The following is an 18,249-nucleotide window of genomic DNA, read 5'->3' on the forward strand; positions in this document are numbered from 1 at the left end:
CGAAATCTACGACGGCATCATCGAGATCAAGGCCGCCGCCCGCGATCCGGGCAGCCGCGCCAAGATCGGCGTCATCTCGCATGACGGCTCGATCGACCCGGTCGGCGCGTGCGTCGGCATGAAGGGCAGCCGCGTTCAGGCGGTCGTGCAGGAAATGCACGGCGAGAAAATCGACATTATCCCGTGGTCCGAGGACCTCGCGACCTTCGTCGTCAACGCGCTGCAGCCCGCACAGGTCGCGCGCGTCGTGCTCGACGAGGAAGAGGACCGGATCGAGGTCGTCGTGCCCGAGGACCAGCTCTCCCTCGCCATCGGCCGCCGCGGCCAGAATGTCCGCCTCGCCAGCCAGCTCACCGGCTCGGCGATCGACATCATGACTGAGGACGAATCGAACGAACGCCGCCAGGCCGAATTCATGGCGCGCTCGGACATGTTCCAGAACGAGCTCGACGTCGACGAAACGCTGTCGCAGCTGCTCGTTGCCGAAGGGTTCAGCGAGCTGGAAGAGGTCGCCTATGTCGACCCGGCCGAGATCGCGGTAATCGAAGGCCTCGACGAGGACATCGCGACCGAGCTTCAGTCGCGTGCCGTCGAAGCGCTCGAAAAGCGCGAGGAAGCCGCGCGCGAACGCCGCAAGGAGCTCGGCGTCGACGATGCGCTGATCGACATGCCTTACCTCACCGAAGCGATGCTGGTGACGCTCGGCGAAGCGGGCATCAAGACGCTCGACGACCTCGCCGATCTCGCCACCGATGAACTGATCGAGAAGAAGCGCGCCGAACCGCGCCGCCGCGACCAGGCGCCTTCGAAGCGGAGCGAGGACAAGGGCGGCGTGCTCGGCGCCTATGGCTTTACCGAAGAGCAGGGCAATGAGATCATCATGGCCGCCCGCGCGCATTGGTTTGAAGATGATGACGCATCCGCGTCGGGGTCCGAGGACGAAGAAGAAACGCCGGCCGCCGACGCGGCCGACGCAGGGGAGGACGCTGATGCGGAATCCTCCCAATGAGACGGTAGCTTCCGGCAGTTTCGAGACATTCTCCCTACTCTTCAGAGGAGGGATGCAAGGGTGGTGTGAGACGGAGGGGGTTCGATACCCCCGACGGCTCTCTGCTTTGCAGAACTGCGAAGCGGGCATCGAGCCTGCTTCTCCGTCACCACCCCCTTCCCCTCCTTTGAAGAGGAGGGGCGGATCATGACCGCGCCCGTCCGCACCTGCATCCTGACGCGCGAGGCCGCGCCGCAGGAACAGTTGATCCGGCTCGCTTTGGGGCCGGACGGCAGCGTGCTGCCCGATGTCCGTGCCAAGGCACCCGGGCGCGGCGCATGGATCGGTGTCGATCGCGACGCGCTGGAAACCGCGCTCGCCAAGGGCAAGCTGCGCGGCGCGCTGTCGCGGGCCTTCAAGACCGGCGACCTCGCCATTCCCGACGACCTTGCCGAACGCACCGCGGCCGCTCTCGAACGCACGGCGCTCGACCGGATCGGGCTGGAATCGCGCGGCGGAACCGTGATCACCGGATCGGAACGGATCCGCGAGGCGGCGCGCGGCGGCGCCGTGGCCCTGTTGCTGCACGCCGCCGACTCCGCCGAGGACGGACGGCGCAAACTGGATCAGGCGTTGCGCGTCGGACTCGACATGGAGGGTTCCGACGTGCGGGGGCTGGTTATTCCGGCCGATCGCACCATATTGGGGGCCGCTTTGGGGCGCGAAAACGTCGTCCATATCGCGGTTGTGGACGAACGGGCCGCGAAACGTGTATCAGGCGCGGTCTCGCGCTGGATGAATTTTTTGGGACCGGGTGATCTGACCGAACCCTGCGGGACCGGCTCGCAGGGCAACCCGGCCATGACGGAAGAGAATAAAGGGCAGTAATGAGCGACGAAAAGAAGACTCTCGGCACCAAGACACTCGGCGTGAAGCGCACGGTCGAGGGGAAGGTGCAGCAGCAGTTCAGCCATGGCCGCAAGAACACGGTCGTGGTCGAGCGCAAGAAGCGCCGCGTGCTCACCAAGCCCGGTGAAACGCCCGCCCCTGCACCCGCCGAAGAGGCGAAAGAAGAAGGGCCCGCTCCTGCGCCTGCCGCGCCGGCCCCCGCGCCCGCGCCTGCCGCGAAGAAGCAGAGCGAGGCCGACGAGACGTTGAGCCGCAAGGAGCGGCAGGAAAAGCTGCTCCGCGAAGCCGAGGAAGCCCGCCTGGCGCAGCTCGAAGAATCGCGCCGCCGCGAGGACGAGGCGAAGAAGAAGCAGAGCGAGGAAGAAGCCCGCCGCGCCGACGAGAACCGCAAGGCCGAGGAAGAGGAAAAGAAAGCCGCCGAGGCCGAAGCCGAAGCCGAAGCGGCGGTCGAGGCCGACATTGCCGACCCTGCCGAGGTGGAAGCCGCCGCCAAGGGACTTTCCCGCGACGCCGACCGCCCGGCCCCGCGCGCCTTTACGCCGGTCGCAAAGCCCAAGCGCGACAAGAAGAAGAAGGATGAAGGCAGCGGCGGCCGCCGGGTCGTCGACGATCGCAAGGAACGCTCGAAGCTGACCGTCAACCGCGCGCTGCGCGATGGCGACCGCGATCCGCGCGCCCGTTCGCTCGCGGCGCTCAAGCGCTCCCGCGAAAAGGACAAGGAAAAGCGCTCGCACGGCGCCGATCCCTCGCAGCCGAAAAAGGCGCGCGACGTCGTCGTGCCCGAAGCCATCACTGTCGGCGAACTCGCCAAGCGGATGGAGGAGAAGGGCGCCGACCTCGTCAAATCGTTGTTTAAAATGGGCATGGCCGTTACCGTCAACCAGACGATCGACCAGGACACGGCCGAGCTGCTGGTCGAGGAATTCGGCCACAAAATCCAGCGCGTTTCCGAAAGCGATGTCGAACTCGGCATCGAGGGCGAAGAGGACAAGGACGAGGATCTGCAGTCCCGCCCGCCGGTCGTCACGATCATGGGGCATGTCGATCACGGCAAGACGAGCCTTCTCGACGCGCTGCGCGGCACCGATGTCGTCGCCGGCGAATCGGGCGGCATCACGCAGCATATCGGCGCCTATCAGATCGAGACGAAGGACGGGTCGAAGCTGACCTTCCTCGATACGCCGGGCCATGAGGCGTTCACCGAAATGCGCGCGCGCGGCGCGAACGTGACCGACATCGTCGTGCTCGTCGTCGCGGCGAATGACGGGATCATGCCGCAGACGATCGAGGCCATCAATCACACCAAGGCGGCCGGTGTCCCGATGATCGTCGCGATCAACAAGATGGACGCCGAGGGCGCCGATGCGACGAACGTCCGCACGCGCCTGCTCGAGCATGAGGTGATCGTCGAGGAAATGTCGGGCGATGTGCAGGACGTCGAGATTTCGGCGCTCAAGAGGACCGGGCTCGACGATCTTCTCGAAAAGATCGAGCTGCAGGCCGAACTGCTCGAGCTGAAAGCCAATCCCGACCGCCAGGCCGAAGGCACGGTGGTCGAGGCGAAGCTCGACAAGGGCCGCGGCCCGGTCGCGACGATCCTCGTCAGCCGCGGCACGCTGAAGACCGGCGATATCTTCGTCGTCGGCGCCGAAAGCGGCAAGGTCCGCGCGATGATCGACGACAAGGGCCAGCAGGTGAAGGTGGCCGGGCCGTCCGTCCCCGTGGAAGTGCTGGGCCTGTCGGGCGTCCCCTCGGCCGGCGATCCGCTGACCGTGGTCCCGGACGAGGCACGCGCCCGCGAAGTCGCCGCCTATCGCGCCGACGTCATCAAGCGCCAGCGCACGACGCAGGCGCCGACCTCGGTCGAGAACATGTTCTCGGCCATGGGCGAGGAAGCCGCGATCGAATTCCCGGTGGTCATCAAGGCCGACACCCAAGGGTCGGTCGAAGCGATTGTGGGCAGCCTGGAAAAAGTCTCGACCGACGATATCAAGGTCCGCGTGCTGCATGCGGGCGTCGGCGGCATCACCGAAAGCGACGTCACCCTGGCTTCGGCCTCGAACGTGCCGATCATCGGCTTCCACGTTCGCGGCAACGCCAAGGCGCGCGAGATCGCCAAGCGCGATGGCGTCGAGATGCGTTTCTACGACGTGATCTACGACCTGATCGACGAGGTGAAGGCGGAAATGGCCGGCGAACTCGGCCCCGAACGCATCGAAACCGTGGTCGGCCGTGCCGAGGTCAAGGAAGTGTTCCCGGCGGGCAAGAAGGACAAGGCGGCGGGCCTGCTCGTCACCGAGGGCTTCATCCGCAAGGGGCTGAATACGCGCCTGATGCGCGACGACGTGATCGTCAGCGCGACCGTCATCGCCTCGCTGCGCCGCTTCAAGGACGATGTCGACGAGGTCCGTTCGGGCCTCGAATGCGGCGTCGTGCTCGAGGATACGAACGACGTGAAGGCCGGCGATACGCTCGAGGTCTTCGAGGTCGAGGAACGCGAGCGGACGCTGTAGGGAAACGGGTCAATGATCGGGTTGGTCATTGCTGCTTTAGCGCTAGACTCGGGCGGCACTGAGCATCCTTGCCTGGGCGATTTCGTCCACCGGGCTGACTCGTTTTCCGTTTCTATCGGCCTCAGGGTCAGGCAGGCTCCCGATTACGCCGAAGTCTTATTTTCGGATTTCGGAAGTATTCAATCGCCGGCAGTTCATTGGGACTCGGGCAGCGTAACCGTCACAGATCAAGCGGACGGGTCGGAGATTGTCGTTGTTTGCGGCCACTCGACTGCCACCTTGGTCTTGCCTCAGTCTGAATATTCGCCGACCCGGACGTATGAAATGCGCCGCACGCAAGGTTCGTTGTGGGAAGTAGGGTTGCGCGAGGGATGGCTGCAGCCGGAGCACTAAGACAATTGCCGAAACATCGCGCGCCGCCTAGGCTCGCTATTCCAACGCAAGGAGAGTCTGAAATGGGCGATAAGAAAGGTGGCGGCAAGCCGGTGGACAAGGGCGGCAAGCCCGTCGACAAAGGCGGCGACAAGGGCAAGCCCGTCGACAAGGGCGGCAAGAAATAGCCTAGCGCATTCCTCCCCGGTACGGGGAGGTGGCAGCCCGCAGGACTGACGGAGAGGGCGATCCACTTGGCGGCGCGTCTTGTGGCACACCCCCTTCACCACAGTACGTGAGGTCCCCCTCCCCGTTCCGGGGAGGATGTCCTATATCGCGCCCATGACGGAAGAAACCCAATCGGTCCGTGTGCTGCGCGTCGGCGAACGCGTGCGCCATGTGCTGTCCGAAATCCTCTCGCGCGGCGACGTCCATGACGATGTCCTCGCCAGCCATATGACGAGCGTGACCGAGGTCCGGATGACGCCGGACCTGCGCCACGCCACGGTCTATGTGAAACCGCTGCTCGGCGGCGACGAGCAGGAGGTGCTCAAGGCGCTGAAGCGCAATGGCCGCTATTTGCGCGGCGAAGTCGCCAAGCGCGTGAACACCAAATATGCCGCCGACCTGCGCTTTGTGCTCGACGAAAGTTTCGACGAGGGCGGCAAGATCGACCAGCTACTCCGCTCCCCCGAAATCGCCCGCGACCTCGACGAAGAGGAATAGGCGGGTGGCGGGCTCGCTCAGCCCCCGTTCAGCGCGACCCTGCTACAAGCAGTTCATGACACGACCTCTCTTCCTATCCTCAATTCCGCTCGCGGCCGCCGCCGCTTTCGCCGCACCGGCGACAGCACAGACCGGCGAAGTCGCCATCGATAGTACCGAACAGGCGCGCATCCCCTTTGCCGACCGGACGATCCGCAACTGGCGCACGCCTTCGCGCGATGTCGTGCTGATCGAGGCGGGCGGCGGCCAATGGTATCGCGCCGATCTCATGGGCAGTTGCTCCGGGCTGCGCTTTTCCGAGACGCTGGGATTTGAAACGAATGCCGGTGGCAGCTTCGACCGGTTCAGCTCGATCGTCACGCGCGACCAGAATTGCCCGGTACGCAGCCTTGTCGCCATCCCCGATCCCGACGTTGAGGCGGAAGCGACGCCGGACGGCTAGACCGCGCCCCGGCCGCACGGCATGAGTCGGCGATGACCGGCTCGATAAAGCGACTCGCGGTGCCCCTCTCCGACAATGACGCACGGCTCGAACTGCTCGGCCCGCGCCATTATGACGGCCTGCGCGCCGCCTGCGCCGCCGATCCCGACATCTGGGACATCTATCCGGTCAACATGACCGGCGACGACTTCGACCGCGTCATGGAGGCGCGCGAGCGGTTTCACGATGCCGGCAAATGGATCAACTATGCGGTGCTCCACGCGGGCGAAGTCGTCGGCATTTCGAGCTATATCGACCCCGTCGAACGCGACGGCGTCGTCGAGATCGGCGGCACCTATATCGCGCCGCAGGTCCGCGGCACCGGCTTCAACGGCACGATCAAGCGGCTGATGATCGACAATGCGCTGGCCGCCGGGTTCACCCGGATCGAATTTCGCATCGACACGCGCAACACCCGCTCCATGGCCGCCGTCGCCAAGCTCGGCGCGACGCACGAAGGGACGCTGCGCAAGAACCGCGTCACCTGGACCGGCTATGTGCGCGACACGGCCGTGTTCGGCCTGCTCGCCAACGAATGGCAGCAGCACTAGGCCGGGCGTGAGCGAAGCCTAAGGCGCCGTCGCGGGTCCGGTCGGCGCCATTGTGCCGGGCGCCTCGATGAACACCCCGGCACCCGGCCCGAGCGGCACGTCGAGCGCGACCCAGCCGATCGTCATCACCACGCCGATGATGAGCAGCCCGATCGAATAGGGCAGCATCGTCGCCGCGAGGCTGCCGAGACCGAAATCCTTCTGCCAGCGCTGGCAAAAGATCAGGATCAGCGGGAAATAGACCATCAGCGGCGTGATGATGTTCGTCGCGCTGTCGCCGACGCGATAGGAGGCGGTCGCCATCTCCGGCGAGATGCCGAGCAGCATCAGCATCGGCACGAGCACCGGCGCGAGCAACGCCCATTTCGCGCTCGCCGAGCCCACAAAGATATTGAGCAGCGCGGAGACGAGCACGATCGCGCCGAGCAATGCCCAGGCCGGCAGGCCCGAATTGCCGAGGAAATCGGCCCCCTGCACGGCGAGGATCAGCCCCAGGTTCGACCAGGCGAACATCGCGACGAAATGCGCCGCGGCAAAGGCGAGAACGAGATAATAGGCCAGATCCTCCATCGCGCCGGACATCATCTTCACCAGATCCCGATGGTCGCCGATCGTTCCCGCCGCCTTGCCATAGGCCCAGCCGGCGAGGAGAAAGAGCAGGAAGAAACCCGCGACGAGGCTCTGGTAGAAGGGCGTCAGCCGCGCCTCGGCCGTCGCCGTCTCGTCGATCAGCGGCGTCCCCGGCCCCAAGGTGAAGAACAGCCAGAGGCCGACCACGAACAGCACGGCGAGCCCCGCCCAGCGCAGGCCCGCTTTTTCCTCGGCGCTCAGATCGCGATTGCCTTCGGCCTGCCCTTCCTGTTCGGGCGAAACGGCGTCACCGGCCATGGCGGGCGTCCAGCGGCCCAGCCGCGGCTCGATGATTCGGTCGGTCACGAACCAGATGACCGGCAGGAAGACGAAGGTCATGCCGACGATGAAATACCAGTTGCCCGCGATATTGGCGGTGAAATCGCCGAACACGGTCTCGACCGAGGCCTCGGTAATGCCGAAGAGCAGCGCATCGAGCTGCCCGGGAACGAGGTTCGCCGAAAACCCGCCCGAAACGCCTGCGAACGCCGCGGCGATCCCGGCGACCGGGTGGCGCCCGGCGGCGTGGAAGATGATGCCGGCCAGCGGGATCAGCACGACATAGGCGGCGTCGGCGGCAAGGTTGCCGATCATGCCGACAAGGCAGACGATCGGCGTCAGCAGAAAGGTCGGCGCGTTGCGCACGCCCGCGCGCATCGCCGTGCCGAACAGGCCGGCCCGTTCCGCCACACCCGCGCCGAGCATGACGACGAGGACATAGCCCAGCGGATGGAAATGGGTGAAGGTCGCGGGCATCTCGACCCAGAGGCGGCGGATATTCTCCGCCGATAAGAGGCTGACCGCGGTGATCGTCGAGGCTTCGCCCGTCGTCTCGTCGACCTCGGTCGGATGCAGCGCCGACCAGCCCATCAGGCTGGCGACCACGGAAATGACGACAAGAATGGCGATCAGCCAGAAGAAGAGGAACACGGGGTCCGGAAGCTTGTTGCCGCTCCGCTCGACCCAGCCGAGAAGGCCCTTTTGCGTGCCGTTTGCCGCCTCGTTCGCCATCATCCCACCCATTCGTTACGCAACATTTTCATACCGCCTAGCACGGTTTCGCGGCAAACCGCCAACCCCGACCGCTGACAACCTCTCTGCCGCGCGCTACGGCCTCGCGGATGAACGGATGGTTGATCATCGACAAGCCCGTCGGCATCGGATCGACGCCGTGCGTATCGGCCGTGAAGCGCGCGCTGCGGCAGGGCGGCTATGGCAAGCACAAGGTCGGCCATGGCGGGACGCTCGATCCGCTGGCGTCGGGCGTGCTTCCGATCGCGATCGGCGAGGCGACGAAGCTCGCCGGGCGGATGCTCGACAGCGACAAGGTGTACGCGTTCACGATCTCGTTCGGTGCGGAGACCGACACGCTCGATGCCGAGGGCGAGGTGGTCGAGACGTCGGATGCGCGGCCGACGCTGGCCGAGATCGAGGCGATCCTGCCGGCGTTTACCGGCGAGATCGACCAGGTGCCGCCCAAATATTCGGCGCTCAAGATCGACGGCAAGCCGGCCTATGCGCGGATGCGGGCAGGCGAAGATGTGGAGATCGAGACGCGGCGGGTGACGGTTCGATCACTCTCACCCTTCCCCTTCAGGGGAGGGGCCGGGGGTGGGGACTCTCACTCTAGCGCGGCGCCTGCGGATAGCCCCCACCCCAACCCCTCCCCTGAAGGGGAGGAGCTTGGCGCAATCACCCTCACCGCCCATGTTTCGAAGGGCACCTATATCCGCAGCCTCGCCCGCGACATCGCGCGCGCCTTGAACACGGTCGGACACGTCACCATGTTGCACCGCATCAAGGCCGGTCCTTTCACGCTGGAAGGCGCGATTTCGCTGGACAAACTGGACGAACTCGCTAAGAGCCGCGCCCTTGAACAGGCATTATTGCCACTGACGGCGGGGCTGGACGACATCCCGGCTCTCTCCGTCACTCCCGATCAGGCTCGAAAGCTCCGCCAGGGGCAGCGTCTGGACGGGTTTCCCGCCAGCCAGGGCCTTCACCTTGCAACCGACCAGTCTGTTCCGGTTGCGCTCGTCGATTGCGACGAAGGCGAAATCCGGGTCGTGCGGGGATTCAACCTCTGACGTTCGCCCGGCGACGGGCGTTCGCAGGACACATCCGGGCTGCCCCCTTGGGGGATTGCCCGCACAAAGACTCGAAAGGAATGACGCGATGTCGATCACTGCCGAACGCAAGCAGGAACTGATCAAGGAACATGCCCGCGAAGAACACGATACGGGTTCGCCGGAAGTACAGGTCGCGATCCTTACCGAACGGATCGTCAACCTGACCGAGCATTTCAAGGGCCATCACAAGGACCATCATTCGCGCCGCGGGCTGCTGATGCTGGTCAACAAGCGCCGCAACCTTCTCGCCTATCTGCGCGGCAAGGACGAGGGGCGCTATCAGGACCTCATCAAGAAGCTCGGCCTTCGCAAATAGTTTACAGGAAGCGGCCTCCTTCGTGGGGCCGTTTTCGCATTTGAGGGCAGCGATCTTTCGCTTCCCGCACCAGTTTTCTCACCGTTTGCCCTGAGCTTGTCGAAGGGCTGTCCTTCACCTTTGAACGGTCGAGAAAAAGAAAAGCAGGGCTTCGACAAGCTCAGCCCAACGGAGATGAAGGACCTCGATCGAAGGGAGCAATGAGGCTCCCGCATCACGCGGACAATCCGGTCCGCATCATTGGCCGCCGGGCGCATGGGGCGTTCCGGCCGGAAGAAAGAAGAAAACGAATGTTCGACGTAAAGAAAGTTGAAACCCAATGGGGCGGCGAGACGCTGACCCTCGAAACGGGCAAGGTTGCCCGCCAGGCCGACGGCGCGGTGCTCGCGCAGCTCGGCGATACCGTGGTGCTGTGCGCCGTCACCGCCGCCAAGAGCGTGCGCGAGGGGCAGGACTTCTTCCCGCTGACCGTGCACTATCAGGAAAAATTCTCGGCCGCCGGACGCATTCCGGGCGGCTTTTTCAAGCGCGAAGGCCGCGCGACGGAAAAGGAAACGCTGACCAGCCGTCTGATCGACCGCCCGGTTCGCCCGCTTTTCCCCGAAGGCTTTTACAACGAGATCAACGTGATCTGCCAGGTGCTCAGCTATGACGGCGTCAACGAGCCCGACATCCTCGCCATGGTCGCCGCTTCGGCAGCGCTCACCATTTCCGGCCTGCCCTTCATGGGCCCGATCGGCGCCGCGCGCGTCGGCTACAAGGACGGCGAATATCAGCTGAATCCGAGCCGCGAGGAAGTCGGCGAAGGCGAACTGGATCTCGTCGTCGCAGGCACGCAGAACGCCGTTCTGATGGTCGAATCGGAAGCCAAGGAGCTGTCCGAAGACGTCATGCTCGGCGCCGTGATGTTCGCGCATGAGGAATCGAAGAAGGTCATCGACGCGATCATCGATCTCGCCGAACAGGCCGCCAAGGAACCTTGGGAACTCGCCTCGACCGAAGGCAATGACGAGATCAAGGCCAAGCTTCGCGACATGATCGGCAAGGATATCGAGGCGGCCTACAAGCTGACCGACAAGTCCGAGCGGTCCGACGCGCTCAACGCGGCGCGCGACAAGGCCAAGGAAGCCTATGCCGACGAAGACGGCCAGACGCAGATGGCGGCCAACAAGGCGGTCAAGAAGCTGGAAGCCGAAATCGTTCGCGGCGCCATCCTGAAGGACGGCAGCCGGATCGACGGCCGCAAGCTCGATCAGGTCCGCCCGATCGAGGCGCAGGTCCATTTCCTGCCCCGCACGCACGGCTCCGCGCTGTTCACGCGCGGCGAAACGCAGGCGATCGTCACCACGACGCTCGGCACCAAGGACGCCGAGCAGATGATCGACGGTCTGGACGGCCTCTCCTACTCGCCGTTCATGCTGCACTATAACTTCCCGCCCTATTCGGTCGGCGAAGTGGGCCGCTTCGGCTTCACCAGCCGCCGCGAGACCGGCCATGGCAAGCTCGCCTGGCGCGCGATCCATCCGGTGCTGCCCGATATGGAAGAGTTCCCCTATACGATCCGTCTGCTCTCCGACATCACTGAGTCCAACGGCTCGTCGTCGATGGCGACGGTCTGCGGCAGCTCGCTGGCGCTGATGGATGCCGGTGTGCCGATCAAGCGCCCGGTTTCGGGCATTGCCATGGGACTTATTCTGGAGGGTGACGATTTCGCCGTCCTGTCCGACATCCTCGGCGACGAGGATCATCTCGGCGACATGGACTTCAAGGTGGCCGGCACCGAGCAGGGCATCACCTCGCTCCAGATGGACATCAAGATCGCCGGTATCACCGAAGAGATCATGAAGTCCGCTCTCGAGCAGGCCAAGGGCGGCCGCGCGCATATCCTGGGTGAGATGGCCAAGGCGATCAGCTCGGTGAACACCGAGATGAGCGACTATGCGCCGCGCATCGAAACGATGCAGATCGACAAGGAAAAGATCCGCGACGTCATCGGCACGGGTGGCAAGGTTATCCGCGAGATCGTCGCGGAAACCGGCGCCAAGGTTGATATCGATGATGAGGGGATCATCAAGATTTCCTCGAGCGACATCAACGAGATCGAAGCCGCGAAGAAGTGGATCGAGGGCATCGTCGAAGAGCCCGAGGTCGGCAAGATCTACGACGGCAAGGTCGTCAACATCGTCGATTTCGGCGCTTTCGTGAACTTCATGGGCCAGAAGGACGGCCTCGTGCACGTTTCGGAAATCAAGAACGAGCGCGTCGAGAAGGTGTCCGACGAACTGTCCGAAGGACAGGAAGTGAAGGTCAAGGTTCTCGAGATCGACGGCCGCGGCAAGGTTCGCCTGTCGATGCGCGTCGTCGATCAGGAAACCGGCGAAGAGCTGGAAGATGCCCGCCCGCCGCGCGAGAATAATCGCGGCGGTGGCGGCGGCGGCCGTGGTGGAGACCGCGGTCCCCGCGGCGGCGGAGGCGGCCGTGGCCGCGGCCCGCGCCGCGACCGGGGCGAAGGCAAGTCCGATGGTGGCAAGGAAGGCGGCGATCTGCCCGAATTCATCACCAAGGACTAAGCCCGTCCGCTACTGAAAGGAAAAGGGGCCCGCTTGCGGGCCCCTTTTTTCTGCCTGGCGCTGGCAGCGATTGGTGCCGATGGGGCGATTGGTGTAGATTGCGCCAATGCGAGCGGTGCCTCTTATCGCGATAATCTCCTTTGCCGGCTTGGCCGCCTGTTCAGCCGACAAGGCGGCGGACGACGGGACGACGTCTTCCGATGCGGCCGAAACGACAGCCGACGAGACAGCGATCGATCTCGCCGCGCTTCCGGTTTCCGATGCAGCCTGCCCGATGTTGAACCAGATGCGCGCCTGGCCCGCTAGGGACGCAGCGGCGCCAGTGGATCCGCTCACCAACGCGGTCGGCCTTGGCGCGGACGGGCAGTATGATTGGAATGGCGAAGCTGTGTCGTTCGAAACCCTTCGCCAGTATCTGGAGCTTACCGCGACGATGGTGCCTGCCCCGCCGCTGACCCTTCGTGTCGAACCGGATGACAATTGCGACCGGGTGCGCGAGGTCGTGAACATGATCGAGGAAGTCGTCGATTGCAGCGGCGGTACCTGCGCCCTCGAATACCCGCAAAACTAGCGCCCTATCCTCCAGCGCAATCGTCTTGCACGTCCTGTCTGCGTCCGCAGGAACGCGGCATCCTTCCGCCGTTTTTCGATTTTTTCGATCTGCGACAATAGCACGACCGGAATCCTCCGTTTTGGCTCTACCCGCGGATTGTGATATCTGATGCGCTGCAGGACGAAGAGTTGAGTTTCGCTTGCGCTGGGATCGGGAGAGGCCGCAGTGCAAGAAGCGTTGCTCCATTTTCGGCGTTCCGAGGATCCGGATACGCTTTGGAAGGCAGAGGTCGCCGCGCTGAAAAGGCATGGCGCCGAGCGGCTGCTGGCGCTCCGCCCGCCGCCCGGCGATATCGGCCGCGATTGCGATATTCGATCGGAAGGCTTCCCGCTTTCCTTCGTCAGCCAATATGTCGAAGAGGAATTGTGGCGCCACGATCCGGCGGTCCGTGCGGCGACGAACCGTTTCAGGCCTTTCTGCCGCGCGGAGCTTGGCGACAGTCTTCCGTTGTCCCCGCAGGAAGAGAGATTTGCCGAACTGTGCCGCGACTATGATCTCGGCAAGGGCGTTATCATCCCCGTCTTCGGGCCGCGCGGCAGCAACGGCTTCGTCGAGGTCGTGACGGCGGAGGATTGCGGCGACAGCACGCCGGAGAATATCTACGAGATGCAGACGATCGCCCAGATGGCGCATCAGCGCTATTGCGAACTCAAGGGGTTCGGCGAGGCGCAGCCGCCGCAGCTTTCGGATCGGGAAAACCAGATCCTGTTCTGGGTCGCGCAGGGCAAGAGCAACCGCAGCATCGCCGGTATCCTCGATATCTCGGCCAATACTGTCGATACCTATTTGCGGCGGATCTACGAAAAGCTCGACGTGACCGACCGGACGCGCGCCGCGATCCGCGGCATCGCCTACGGCCTGATCCGGCCCTAGCCGATTTATCCCCCGTCCCGCAGGTGCGGGACATGCCTTTTCAATATGTTACGCCTATTGCGCCGCTACGGGATTGATCGCTGGGCTGCCCATGACGGGCCGACAGATCGCGTCCCGTCAATCAATAGGGGGATCGTCAGACTCTTCCCGCAAGGAAGAGGGCTTTGTGCGTCTGAACGGCGCGGCTCTGTCGCACTTGACCGGTGCGAGAGCGATTAGTGGGTGCGTATATGATCGATGGAACCGACCGTTTCGAACAGGCGGCGCAAACTTCAGCCGCTCGGCAAGACAACGAGGAAGACCGTTCGGGCGGCTGCATCTCGATCGTCGCCTATCTGCACGAGATGTGCAGGTTGCGGTCTCGCCATATGCGGCATCCCATGTTCGTCAACCCGGCGATCGAAATCCTGCTGACGCTCTATATCGCCCGCGAAGAAGGCGTTCGCCCACCGCTTGCCAGCATTGCCGTCGCGAACGGCCTGGATGCCGATTATTGCGAATCCATCGTCAAGCAGCTTGTCGAGAACGGCTTTGCCGAATGGCATGCGATGAACCCGGTCAGCGGCATTCCGATCGCCTGCATTTCCGATGATGGCCATGCGCGCGTCGAAGCGCTGGCACGCAGCATCGCGAACCTCTGACGCGCCCCATAGCTGAACGCTTCGGTTCGTCGCTGTTCAGACACGGTTCAATGCGAAATGCCTATCTCCTGTGCCAAGTCGCACGACGTTGGGACAAAGGAGCGCCCCCGCATGACACCGAAAGTGAAATCGCTGGTCCTTCTGGCGGGTGCCGCCGGCCTCCTATCGGCGTGCGCCTATCCCGGCTATTCGGGCGGCTATTACGACGACAAATATTACGGCCAGAGCGCCTATGACGACGGCTATTATGCCGATGACGCCTATTACGGCGAATATGGCTATCCCGAAGACTGTTACGATTATGATGGCTATCTCTACGAGGACTGCCGCGACGCGGGCTATATCGCGCGGCAGGGCTTTGGCTATGGCTCGGTCTATATCTATGACGGCTATGCGCCCTATGGCTGGTATAGCGGTTTCTACTATCCCGGCTATTCCACCTATATCTACGATCGAGCAGGCCGCCGCCACAGCTGGAACGAGGCCCAGCGCCGCTATTGGCGGGGCCATCGCCAACGGCGCGGCGACTGGCGCGACGGAGACCGGCGCGGCCGGCACGACGGCGAACGCCGCGCGCGCCGCGACCAGCGGCCGGACGGCATGGGCACCGGACAGCGTAGCGGACGGCGCGACGGCGACGGACGCCGCGCCAATCGCGATCAACGGCCCGACAATGCGCGCGACCAGCGCCGCGACGGCGGTGGCAGGCGCGGGCGGACGGATCGCGACAGGGGCGGCTCGAACAACAATGGCACCGTGACGCCGGCGCCCAGTGCACCGGTGGCGGTCCATCCCGGACGCAATCCCGGCAGGGTTCGGCCGCCGATGGCGCGGCCCGAAACGTCTGAGCCGCGCCCAGATCCGGCTCGCAACACGCGACGCCCGCCGCGAGCCGAACCGATGACGTTGCCGGCGCAGGACACACGCCAGCGTGGCACCCGCGACCGGCAGACACCGGCCGCACGCCAGGCTCCCGCCCGGCCGCGCGCGACCCCGACGCGGCCCGGTCGTCCGACCATGACGCAGGAGCGGCCGCAGCGGACGCGTCCGGCCCCTGTCCAGCGCGAAGCGCGCCCGGTGCCCGCTCAGTCCCGCCCCGCCCGGCCGGCCGTTCAGCAACGCGCGGCACCGCAGCCCGCGCCCGCGCGCCCGGCCATGCAGCAACGCGCCACGCCTCAGCCCGCACCGGCGCCGCAACCCGCCGCAAACTCGGCACCCCAGCGCGCCGATCCGCCCGCCCGGCCGCAGCGTGCGACCCAGCGCCCGGGCAATGATCGGCCGCGCCGTCGCCCCGATTGACGTGAAACCGGCGGTCTTAACCACGATTTCGGTGCCGCCGGTCACAGCGCGTTCATCTCGGTTCATCGATACTCCAGAACGTTCCATCGCAGGAACATGAAGGAGAAGACCGATGTATCACGACCATGAAGCGTTCAAATTCGCGCCGATGGGCTATCGCATGGTCTATCGCAAGCATGAGACGAACCACTGCCCCGGCTGCGGCCAGCAGCAATGGATCGTCGGACGCGCCAGCGCCGAATGCGCCTTTTGCGGCACCCCGGTGCCGCTCCAGGGCGGTCAGATGAACGGTGCCGGCCTCGTCCGCGCACGCGGCAAGACCGACCGTTACGCCCCGCTCGCCGCCTGATGAACGCGGCAAGCAGGATTTAACCTTGCCGCGCTAAGCTCCGGCTCCCGAACGCCAAGGCCCTGTGCCGGCGAAACGAGGGAGCCGGATGGAAAAATTCGTTCTCATGATCGGCGGGTTGCTGCTCGCCAGCGCCCTGCTTTTCGATGCCGGTGCAAACGACACCGGGCTGGCAGACGGTTCGACCAGCGAAACGGCCATCACCGCTTCGCCCGATGCGCGCGCCTCGCTTTCATCCGATAGCGGCCAGTTCACGGCCACTCGCGCGCCCGACGGCCATTTCTATGCCGAGGCGCGCGTCAACGATGCACCCGTCCGGATGATGGTCGATACCGGCGCCAGCATGGTCATCCTCAATCCTGTCGATGCCGAACGGATCGGCTTCACCGCGCATGAGTCCGAATTCACCGCGCGTGCGAACACGGCGGGCGGCATCGTGCGGCTGAAGCCCGTGACGCTGAACCGGCTGGCCGTCGGATCGCTGAGCGTCGACAATGTCCCGGCCATGATCGCCGAGGAGCCGATGACGGTATCGCTGATCGGGCAGAGTTTTCTGAGCCGCGTGGAGAGCGTCGAGATCGCAGGCGATCAGATCCGGATGAGGTGACTTTTCCGTTAGAATTTCGCTGACGCGAAATCGCCGCACCAGCCCACTCCCCCACCCGGCCTCCCATTCAGGATACGCTGTGGGAGGTCGGGTGGGGGAGTGGGCTGGTGCGGCGCTCGACCGCTAGGTCGAGTCTGACAAACAAATACGCCCCACCCATTTGCGCTCAGGGTGAGCGCGTAGAAAGCGAATCCCTACCTCAATCCCCGATCCAGCGGCCGCTGTTCCTGAATTCCGGCCGCACCGTCGATTCCGGCAGCGTCCCGGCAATCACACCACTGCGCGGCAGGTTGTTGGGCTCGGCCGCCTCGGCAACCTGCGTTCGCTCCTGACGCGAAGACCGCGCGACCGGCGCCGGCGGCAGATTGTCCGTCGCGCGCGCCATCTCCAGCGCCTCCTCGGTCGGGCTGCCGCTCGCACCGTCGGCGACCGGCATGTCCGCCGCGGCAACGGCTTCCTCGGCCGGACGCGGGCGCCACGGGCGCGGCCCGGACTCGCGGCCCGAATAACGCTGAGTGAAGAAGCCCGGATCGCTGCCCCGCCCGCGCAGGCGATGGAAGATGTGCCGGCCGATCATGTTCGTCATCGTCAGCCGCCGTCCCCAATAGGGCCAGACCTCGAAGGTGTGGTAGTGTGTCGCATAGCCGACATCGCCGAACGCGCGCCCGTCAATCGCCTCGGCCGCATAGCGCCGCGCCCGGGCCCAGATCGATGCCGCCGGTGTTCTGGCGAGGGCCCCGTCGCAGGTGAAGGTGAACTGGCACCCGGTGCTGCGTTCGCTGCCCTGATAGACGACGCCGCAGATGCTGTTCGGATAGTCGGGATGGCGAACCCGGTTGAGGATCACCTGCGCCACGGCGCGCTGGCCGGCCTCGGGCTCGAGCCCCGCCTCGTAATAGATCGCCTGGGTGAGGCACTGCAGCGCCCGTTCGCGGTCAGCGGCAGTGGCGGCACGAAAGGCTATGCCCTGCGGCCGCGGTCCGTCATAGCCGTCCCGCCCCAGATCGGCCTGGATCGCCTCACGCACGGCAGCGGCCTCTTCCGGGCTCAGCGTCAATGCTTCGGACGGCGTCAGCAGGCCTTCGGGATCGCCAGAGTCCATCGCGGCCAGCGCGATCTCGGGCATGTCCTGCGGGTCGGGGAGCGCGACGGTCAGTCCGCGCTCGGGCGAGGCGATACCCTGCGCGGCCAGCAGCAGGAACGCAGCGGCGGCGAGAAGGAGCGCCGCGAGCCCCGCAATCGGGCCGTGGAAACGGCGCACTTGGGGCGACGTGGAATGAGGCTGTATCGGAGCGGTTTGGGTCGCAGTTGCCGTCCGTTTGGACTCAACCGACGGGGTTGCTGCTTCGGCTTCGCGCACGCGCGCATCGACGCGCATCTCCGCCTTGAGCGGGATCGCGTCGCTCCAGTCGCCCTGCATCCAGCGGGGCAATGCGGTATCGGCCGTGTCCAAGCGCTGCCCTCCCATGGGTAAGCACGGGCCGGGCTAGCGCGAATTCGGGAATAAATAACGATAATAGATGGTTAATCGGGATTCAGTTTGTCAGAATTTTCCTGACGTAAAATCGCCGCACCAGCCCACACCCCCTCCCGACCTCCCATTCAGGATACTCTCGTGGGAGGTCGGGAGGGGGTGTGGGCTGGTGCGGCGCTCGACCGAAAGGTCGAGTCTGACAAAATCT

General features: G+C 64.9%; 18 protein-coding genes. 16 read left to right on the top strand and 2 right to left on the bottom strand.

The window, feature by feature from the left end; genetic code table 11:
- From Q0139_RS04285 to Q0139_RS04315, 7 genes are all read left to right on the top strand, one after another.
- Nucleotides 1-1,009: transcription termination/antitermination protein NusA (locus tag Q0139_RS04285; RefSeq protein ID WP_298017976.1), on the top strand; the 1,009-nt coding region annotated here is incomplete at its 5' end.
- Between the two features lie 186 nt (nucleotides 1,010-1,195).
- Nucleotides 1,196-1,876 (top strand): DUF448 domain-containing protein, encoded by a 681-nt coding sequence (locus Q0139_RS04290; RefSeq protein WP_298017979.1) that lies wholly within the window; start codon nucleotides 1,196-1,198, stop codon nucleotides 1,874-1,876.
- On the top strand, nucleotides 1,876-4,410 hold the full coding sequence (gene infB / locus Q0139_RS04295) for a translation initiation factor IF-2 (protein ID WP_298017982.1): 2,535 nt from the start codon (nucleotides 1,876-1,878) through the stop codon (nucleotides 4,408-4,410). The genes Q0139_RS04290 and infB overlap by 1 nt, the downstream gene beginning before the upstream one ends.
- Before the next feature lie 12 nt (nucleotides 4,411-4,422).
- Nucleotides 4,423-4,803: a hypothetical protein gene (locus Q0139_RS04300; RefSeq protein WP_298017985.1), complete on the top strand. Its 381-nt coding sequence runs from the start codon at nucleotides 4,423-4,425 to the stop codon at nucleotides 4,801-4,803.
- Between the two features lie 321 nt (nucleotides 4,804-5,124).
- Nucleotides 5,125-5,508, top strand: coding sequence for a 30S ribosome-binding factor RbfA (gene rbfA, locus Q0139_RS04305; protein WP_298017988.1), 384 nt, complete (start codon nucleotides 5,125-5,127; stop codon nucleotides 5,506-5,508).
- A 55-nt stretch (nucleotides 5,509-5,563) separates the two neighbouring features.
- Entirely contained in the window at nucleotides 5,564-5,950 is a 387-nt protein-coding gene (locus tag Q0139_RS04310; RefSeq protein ID WP_298017991.1) for a DUF6491 family protein, read from the top strand.
- A gap of 32 nt (nucleotides 5,951-5,982) precedes the next feature.
- The gene (locus tag Q0139_RS04315; protein ID WP_298017994.1) at nucleotides 5,983-6,540 is read left to right on the top strand and encodes a GNAT family protein; all 558 of its coding nucleotides are present in this window, start codon (nucleotides 5,983-5,985) and stop codon (nucleotides 6,538-6,540) included.
- An 18-nt stretch (nucleotides 6,541-6,558) separates the two neighbouring features.
- Here the strand turns inward: Q0139_RS04315 and Q0139_RS04320 are convergent, their stop codons facing one another.
- Nucleotides 6,559-8,184, bottom strand: coding sequence for an AbgT family transporter (locus Q0139_RS04320; RefSeq protein ID WP_298017996.1), 1,626 nt, complete (start codon nucleotides 8,182-8,184; stop codon nucleotides 6,559-6,561).
- Between the two features lie 107 nt (nucleotides 8,185-8,291).
- On the opposite strand from Q0139_RS04320, the gene truB reads away from it, so the two are divergent.
- The 9 genes from truB (at nucleotide 8,292) to Q0139_RS04365 (ending at nucleotide 16,567) form a co-directional block, all read left to right on the top strand.
- Complete coding sequence (gene truB, locus Q0139_RS04325) at nucleotides 8,292-9,257, top strand: tRNA pseudouridine(55) synthase TruB (protein ID WP_298017999.1); 966 nt, start codon at nucleotides 8,292-8,294, stop codon at nucleotides 9,255-9,257.
- An 88-nt stretch (nucleotides 9,258-9,345) separates the two neighbouring features.
- Entirely contained in the window at nucleotides 9,346-9,615 is a 270-nt protein-coding gene (gene rpsO, locus Q0139_RS04330) for a 30S ribosomal protein S15 (protein WP_298018006.1), read from the top strand.
- Between the two features lie 290 nt (nucleotides 9,616-9,905).
- A complete protein-coding gene (gene pnp / locus Q0139_RS04335) occupies nucleotides 9,906-12,185 on the top strand; it encodes a polyribonucleotide nucleotidyltransferase (RefSeq protein WP_298018009.1) in 2,280 nt (759 codons plus the stop codon).
- Nucleotides 12,186-12,291: 106 nt separating this feature from the next.
- Nucleotides 12,292-12,756 (top strand): hypothetical protein, encoded by a 465-nt coding sequence (locus Q0139_RS04340; protein WP_298018012.1) that lies wholly within the window; start codon nucleotides 12,292-12,294, stop codon nucleotides 12,754-12,756.
- 207 nt (nucleotides 12,757-12,963) lie between these two features.
- Nucleotides 12,964-13,671, top strand: coding sequence for a LuxR family transcriptional regulator (locus Q0139_RS04345; RefSeq protein ID WP_298018015.1), 708 nt, complete (start codon nucleotides 12,964-12,966; stop codon nucleotides 13,669-13,671).
- Nucleotides 13,672-13,901: 230 nt separating this feature from the next.
- Nucleotides 13,902-14,312, top strand: a complete 411-nt coding sequence (locus Q0139_RS04350) for a hypothetical protein (RefSeq protein WP_298018017.1) — start codon at nucleotides 13,902-13,904, stop codon at nucleotides 14,310-14,312.
- Between the two features lie 111 nt (nucleotides 14,313-14,423).
- On the top strand, nucleotides 14,424-15,611 hold the full coding sequence (locus Q0139_RS04355) for a hypothetical protein (RefSeq protein WP_298018020.1): 1,188 nt from the start codon (nucleotides 14,424-14,426) through the stop codon (nucleotides 15,609-15,611).
- A 112-nt stretch (nucleotides 15,612-15,723) separates the two neighbouring features.
- Nucleotides 15,724-15,960 (top strand): hypothetical protein, encoded by a 237-nt coding sequence (locus tag Q0139_RS04360; protein ID WP_298018023.1) that lies wholly within the window; start codon nucleotides 15,724-15,726, stop codon nucleotides 15,958-15,960.
- 88 nt (nucleotides 15,961-16,048) lie between these two features.
- The gene (locus tag Q0139_RS04365) at nucleotides 16,049-16,567 is read left to right on the top strand and encodes a TIGR02281 family clan AA aspartic protease (RefSeq protein WP_298018026.1); all 519 of its coding nucleotides are present in this window, start codon (nucleotides 16,049-16,051) and stop codon (nucleotides 16,565-16,567) included.
- 199 nt (nucleotides 16,568-16,766) lie between these two features.
- Here the strand turns inward: Q0139_RS04365 and Q0139_RS04370 are convergent, their stop codons facing one another.
- Complete coding sequence (locus Q0139_RS04370) at nucleotides 16,767-18,020, bottom strand: cell wall hydrolase (RefSeq protein WP_298018029.1); 1,254 nt, start codon at nucleotides 18,018-18,020, stop codon at nucleotides 16,767-16,769.
- Nucleotides 18,021-18,249: the final 229 nt, after the last annotated feature.

The sequence above is a fragment of the uncultured Parasphingopyxis sp. genome (assembly GCF_937129435.1).
GTDB lineage: Bacteria > Pseudomonadota > Alphaproteobacteria > Sphingomonadales > Sphingomonadaceae > Parasphingopyxis.